Annotated in this window: 7 protein-coding genes and 2 pseudogenes; 6 read left to right on the top strand and 3 right to left on the bottom strand. The window is 38.2% G+C overall.

Annotation, left to right across the window (positions count from 1 at the left end; translation table 11 throughout):
- Nucleotides 1–2: 2 nt before the first annotated feature.
- Genes ACFINZ_RS08865 through ACFINZ_RS08855 form a run of 3 tightly spaced genes read right to left on the bottom strand, consistent with a single transcriptional unit; the run spans nucleotide 3 to nucleotide 1753 of the window.
- A complete protein-coding gene (locus ACFINZ_RS08865; protein ID WP_375612603.1) occupies nucleotides 3–830 on the bottom strand; it encodes a hypothetical protein in 828 nt (275 codons plus the stop codon).
- A 19-nt stretch (nucleotides 831–849) separates the two neighbouring features.
- Nucleotides 850–1503, bottom strand: a complete 654-nt coding sequence (locus tag ACFINZ_RS08860) for a hypothetical protein (RefSeq protein WP_375697095.1) — start codon at nucleotides 1501–1503, stop codon at nucleotides 850–852.
- Nucleotides 1504–1513: 10 nt separating this feature from the next.
- Nucleotides 1514–1753 carry a helix-turn-helix domain-containing protein gene (locus ACFINZ_RS08855; RefSeq protein WP_375628672.1) on the bottom strand — a complete coding sequence of 80 codons (240 nt, stop codon included), beginning with the start codon at nucleotides 1751–1753 and terminating at the stop codon, nucleotides 1514–1516.
- Nucleotides 1754–1840: 87 nt separating this feature from the next.
- On the opposite strand from ACFINZ_RS08855, the gene ACFINZ_RS08850 reads away from it, so the two are divergent.
- The 6 genes and pseudogenes from ACFINZ_RS08850 to ACFINZ_RS08825 all read left to right on the top strand — a co-directional run.
- Nucleotides 1841–2194, top strand: coding sequence for an XRE family transcriptional regulator (locus ACFINZ_RS08850; protein ID WP_375628671.1), 354 nt, complete (start codon nucleotides 1841–1843; stop codon nucleotides 2192–2194).
- A 215-nt stretch (nucleotides 2195–2409) separates the two neighbouring features.
- Nucleotides 2410–2789 (top strand): annotated as a pseudogene (locus ACFINZ_RS08845) (hypothetical protein).
- A 113-nt stretch (nucleotides 2790–2902) separates the two neighbouring features.
- A complete protein-coding gene (locus ACFINZ_RS08840; protein WP_375701343.1) occupies nucleotides 2903–3595 on the top strand; it encodes a hypothetical protein in 693 nt (230 codons plus the stop codon).
- Nucleotides 3596–3614: 19 nt separating this feature from the next.
- Complete coding sequence (locus tag ACFINZ_RS08835) at nucleotides 3615–4166, top strand: hypothetical protein (RefSeq protein WP_375701342.1); 552 nt, start codon at nucleotides 3615–3617, stop codon at nucleotides 4164–4166.
- Nucleotides 4167–4174: 8 nt separating this feature from the next.
- Nucleotides 4175–4414, top strand: a complete 240-nt coding sequence (locus tag ACFINZ_RS08830) for a hypothetical protein (protein WP_375701341.1) — start codon at nucleotides 4175–4177, stop codon at nucleotides 4412–4414.
- 83 nt (nucleotides 4415–4497) lie between these two features.
- Nucleotides 4498–4689: pseudogene (locus ACFINZ_RS08825) on the top strand (recombinase); the annotation flags it as partial.

The raw sequence follows: 4689 nt of genomic DNA, 5'->3' as shown, positions 1-4689 counted from the left end.
CTCTAAAGCCATATTCTGTACTCCCAATAATAACGGAGTCGCTCCCATATTCTACGGTGCCAAGGTAGAGATGCCATATATCGTTGTGGTGTTAACATAGACAATTCATAAGTCTTATTAGAAACGAACTGAGAGTTTATATGTTCACCACCCCTTATTCTTGTACCACCAAAAACCGCCCCTCCACCACTGATCCAGCAATTGCCTTCATGACTTAGGTTATCTTCACTTTCTACCCAGCCCCCTAAATCACCTTTTTTGACATCACCAAAGTCTCTCAATGCACGTATGCGGTAAAGAGTATGATCATCAACTTCAATTGTTTCATCAGTAAGTTCGTATTTTTTTTCGCTACCATCAACCGACGCAATACTACCAATAATATCTTGAGAAATACGTGCATTACCAAATGCATTGGCAAATTCATGAATTGCTGCTGTACCATATACATGCGCCTGATCAAAAACATGAGCATTTCCATAAACCTTAGCTCTGCCGTAAACATGCGCATGATCATAAATTTCTGCATCACCGTAAACGTGTGCATTATCGTAAACCTGAGCATTGTTACCAACACATGCATTTTCATTAACACATGCCTTACCATAAACCTTGGCATTGCCGTAAACTCGTGCATTGCTATAAACATGTGCCTCATCGTAAATCCAACAATTACCCTCATGAGATAAGTTGCCCTCATGCTCTATAAAACCACCTAGATCCCATTGCTCGACATCTCCAAAGTCTTTTAATGCACGAATACGGTGAAGAGTTTTGCCACAAAATTTGATTATTTCATCAGTAAATTCATACTTCTTTTTAAGTATCATATCTTCCACCCCTATCTTCTCACTTACTTTTCTTCTTACTCTTCTTATTCTTATGAGGCGGCGCTTTTACTGCTTCATCACGCGGCTTAAGCTCTTGCTTCAGTTGTTTAATTTCCTTGTCACGTTCTTCAATTTCCTCGTCGTCACGTTCTTCTATCTTTTGTTTAAGTTCTTTAATTTCCGTATCACGTGATTGCACATCTGCTTTTAGTGCCTGTATCTTTTCACTTTTCCGTTTAAACTCTTCTCGATACGCATCTATCTTTTGTTTTAGTTCTTCAATCTCTTGCTTCAGTTCTTTAATTTCCGTATCACGTGATTGCACATCTGCTTCGAGTGTCATTACAACTTCACTTACATTTCTGAACGCCTTTTCATGCTCTTCAGTCTTTTGTTTCAGTTGTTTAATTTCCTCGTCACGTTCTTCAATCTCTTGCTTCAGTTCTTTAATTTCCTTGTCACGTTCTTCAAGATCCGCATCACATTCATCAATTGTCTGCTTGCTTTCCATTAAATACCTAAACTCATTCTCTTTCATTTTTTTCTTAATATCTTGAACCTGCTCTTTAAGTGCTTTAACTTGATGGCGATAATACAAAGCAATACGAAACATCACTCCGCTTAAAAGCAAAACTGAAACCACTGCTATCCATAAAATTTCATTCGAACTCATTTTGATCTCCTTAAGGCTGCAAACTATCGCCGGTGTGATCAACACCGCAGCTCTTGCAAATTTTCGACATTGGGGGGTGTTGCTCTTGATCGCATAAAGATTTTAAAAGATAAGCCACTGCTCCTCTTGAAGGAACACCATATTTTTCCCAACGCCATACCGTTGATTTGTTGACGCCTAATAACGCCGCCATTTCGTCCAGCGTAAGATTAAGGCGTTTTCTTAGTTCTTTTGCTTCTATCTTATTCATAAAATTAAGTGTGCAATGTGCACAGAAAAAAGTCAAGTCGAAAAGCACACATAATATGTGCATTATGAATGAAAAGGATTTAATAGAATGCCAGAACAAAAAACAGACCAAGCTATACGCTTAACAGAAGCAAGAATTGCTAAAGGATTTAAATCTGCTCGCGCAGCAGCTCAATATTATGGCTGGCCATATTACACTTACATACAACATGAACAAGGAGTTCGCGGCATCAATAAAGCCGCGAGTCGATACGCAAAAGCTTTTAACGTAAGCACAGGGTGGTTATTGACTGGTGAAGGACAGGGTATAAAAACAAAATCTACAACTGCTCTTTCAGACCGCGAACTTCAAAAAGAAGTTTTTAACGCTTTAAAAGATATATCTCCTGAAAAAAAGCAGTGGCTTCTTCGCATTTTAAATACCTTAAAAGACGAAGAATAATAATTAATCTTCTTTGTTTATCTACATTAAGCTTATTCACTTCCTCCATTATAAGGTAATCAATGTCATTCATTTTATATATCCTAAATAATATAATACTCACTATATATGTTCATCTTGCACATATTTTTTGTTGACATATGTGCAATATGAGCATATAAATGCCCTCATACAGTAAAAAATAACCATTGCCAATAGGCAGTATGGAGGCATTTGTGAAAAAACCAGTGTTTATAAATTCTGATGAAATTCTCTTAGTCATCTGCGAAAATGAAGAACAAAATCTCGCTAAATCTGGCCCTTTATTAGAAGAAAAGGACATTATCAATTTTATCGACCAAACCGATAATGCTGTCCAAATTTTGCGCGTAGAACCAACGACTAATCGTTGTGAAGATATCTCTGAAGATATTGCCGAATGCTATCTGAAAGAATGTGAAGAGCAATGTTTCAACGGCAATATACCTCACGACTTTGTTAAAGACAGTAACGCATACGGTTTTTTTTAGATGATATAAAACAGCGCGAATATGATGATGCAATGTATGGTTCTTACGAACAACAACACCGTTTGCGTCCTTGTGATGTGCTTTAAAAGCTAAAGGCGTTTTTAAAAGACGCCACCTTTTCAAAAAATTCACCACACAATGCAATGCCGTTCTTTTGCAAGAACGACAAAGGCAGAATCTAACTTAAAGGAGTAAAATCATGGAAAAGAAATATGAACTGACTGATGAAACAATCGAAGTTGGGGGCAAAACTCTCCACCGCATTCGTGCACTGAGAGACTTTGGAAGAGTCAAGAAAGGTGACGTTGGTGGTTTTATAGAGCATGAGGGTAATTTATCACATGATGGCAATTGCTGGGTTGGAGATAGTGCAAAGGTTTTTGGGAATGCCGAAGTCTATGCCAATGCACTAATCCAAGATTGTGCATTGGTTTATGATAACGCAACAATTTTCGATGATGCACAAATTTTGAGTGGTGCACACATTTTCAATCATGCAAAAGTTTACGGTAATGCCCGTGTTCACGTACTTGCAAAAATTTATGGGAACGCGAAAGTGTACGATAAAGCTTCTGTTTCTGGTAATGCACGAATATACCATGATGCAAAGATTGGCGGTAATGCAATAATTTCAAAGAACGCAGAAATTTTTGACGATGCTTGTGTTTTTGAATCCGCATGTATTGCAGATGATGCACGTGTTTTTGGAAAGGCTAAGGTTTATGGCGATGCCGCAGTCCACCAAGGTGCACATGTTTCTGAAAAAGCTAAAATTGGCGGTCAAGCAGAAATCTCTGGAAATGCCCGTGTGTTTGGTGGTGCACTAGTTTGCGAGAATGCCAAAGTAACCGGAAATACAAAAGTATCTGGAAATGACACTGTTTTAAGATAAGGGCATGAGGCAATAAACCATGGAAAAAAAATACGAACTTACTGATGAAACAATCGAAGTTGGGGGCAAAACTCTCCACCGCATTCGCGCATTACGAGACTTTGGAAACGTCGAGAAAGGTGATTTAGGAGGCTATATCGAGAAAGAAGACAACCTATCGCATCATGGTAATTGCTGGATTGGGGATTATGCAAAAGTCTATGGTTATGCCAAGGTTTTTGGTGATGCTAAGGTTTACGAAAATGCACAAGTTTACGGTTATGCACATGTTTACAACAATTCTCGTATTTATGGCAAAGCAGAAGTTTGCGATGAACCATGCATTTACGGTGATGCAGAAGTTTACGGTGATGCATATATTTGCGGTGAACCGCACGTTTTTGATAATGCAGAAGTTTATGGCAATGCACAAGTTTACGAAAAGGCATACATTTATGATAGGGCGCGTGTTTACGGCAATGCAGAAGTTTCCGGTGATGCGCATGTTTACGGTCATGCAAAAATTTACGGTGAAGCATGTGTATGTTGGGACGACTGGATTGATGGCGATAAAAGAATCTCAACTAGGTAACAAACCAGATGAAAAAATACGAACTTACTGATGAAACAATTCCGTTTGATGGAAGAACTCTTCACCGAATTAGAGCATTAAGAGACTTTGGATATGTCAAAAAAGGTGACCTAGGCGGTTTTATAGAAAATGAAAGCAATCTCTCTCATGATGGCAATTGCTGGGTTTCTGGTAACGCCAAAGTTTATGGAAAAGCTAAAGTTTGTGGTTTTGCCGAGATTTTTGGTAATACCGTAATAGCCATATAAGCCGTTTTTAACCACACAACCAACTTTTAAACACCAGCGTGATTCACGCCACGGGTGAATTGCGCGCAATGTAGGAAATCAAGATGAAAAATTCTACTTTTTTAAAAGAAATGGCAGAAAAATATGGATTTTCTGCTGAAGAATTTCGAACCACAATCATAAAAACTTGTATTGGAGATAAAAATGCTAATGTCATCACTGATGCAGAATTTGCCGTTTTTCTTTTTGTTGCCAATACTTATGGACTTAACCCTTTAACAAAAGAAATCTATGCT

This window comes from Bartonella sp. AA81SXKL, assembly GCF_042196945.1.
Taxonomy (GTDB): Bacteria; Pseudomonadota; Alphaproteobacteria; order Rhizobiales; family Rhizobiaceae; genus Bartonella.
This window is presented reverse-complemented; position numbering and strand designations above follow the sequence as displayed.